This window comes from Stenotrophomonas terrae (genome assembly GCF_001431465.1).
Classification (GTDB): Bacteria; Pseudomonadota; Gammaproteobacteria; order Xanthomonadales; family Xanthomonadaceae; genus Stenotrophomonas; species Stenotrophomonas terrae.
The window spans coordinates 1-1,020 of sequence record NZ_LDJJ01000100.1; the positions used below are offsets into that span (position 1 = coordinate 1).

2 protein-coding genes are annotated in these 1,020 nt (G+C 64.1%); both read right to left on the reverse strand.

The annotated features are described in order from the left end of the window. Positions 1-272: hypothetical protein (locus tag ABB27_RS18740; protein ID WP_057630813.1), on the reverse strand; the 272-nt coding region annotated here is incomplete at its 3' end. A 22-nt stretch (positions 273-294) separates the two neighbouring features. Next, a partial coding sequence (locus tag ABB27_RS18745) for a tryptophan--tRNA ligase (protein WP_152984692.1) occupies positions 295-1,020 on the reverse strand: 726 nt, incomplete at its 5' end.

A 1,020-nucleotide genomic window follows, 5' to 3' on the forward strand; every position in this document is an offset into this window, starting at 1 on the left:
CTCGCCAGCAGCGCCAGCACCATCACCGCCAGGAAGCCGCCATAGGCATACAGCACCGCCAGGATCTGCTTCCACAGGCCCTCGGGGACCTCGGCTGCACCCACCTGATAGCCCCACAGCATGAAGCCGATGCTGGCCACCAGGGCCAGCACCAGCATGGCGGTATCAAACAGCCTGCGCCTGCGGCTACGCGGCTGGCGCGGAAACCACCAGTACAGCGCCCCCATCACGCAGAACCAGGGGAGAAACAACAACAACGACAACCAGGCCATCGACGTGCTCCTCCCCGGGGGATCATTCCTTTGCCGCAGCCTCGCGCAGTTCGCGCAATGCCGCCAGCACCGGCTCCACTTCCACTTCTACCTTGAACAGCTCGCTCTGCAGCGCATCGCCCTGCTCGGCCTGCTTGAGTACGGCAATCAGCTGGCCGGCATCACGCGGTGAATCAAAGCCTTCGCTCTGGATCAGCAGTTCGCCTTCACCATCGAGCAGCTTGAAGTAGAAGCGGCCGTCCTTTTCGCGGTACTGCTTGAACAACGGCAACGCCGCCTTGGCAGCGACTGTGGCCTTGGGCTTGTCACCGGCGGCGGACAGATCGCGCAGGCCCACGGCATAGCGCAGCTCCTTCAGCAGCGGGATGGCGAACTGCTCGCGCAGCTGCTGGCCACGCCTGCGCAGGATCGCTTCGATCTTTTCGGGTTCTGCCATCAGCGCGTTGTAGCGCTCACGCAGCGGCGACAGCTCGGCGTCGATGCGCTCGAACAACTGCTGCTTGGCGTCGCCCCAACTGATGCCGTCGGCAAAGGCCTTGGCGAACGCGGCGGTCTGCTCCGGGCTGGCGAAGGCCTGGTACATCTGGAACAACGCCGAGCCTTCGGTTTCCTTCGGCTCGCCGGGCATGCGCGAGTCGGTGAGGATGGAGAACACCAGCTTCTTCAGCTCTTCGCGCGGTACGAACAGCGGGATGGTATTGCTGTAGCTCTTGCTCATCTTGCGACCGTCCAGGCCGGCCAGGGTGGC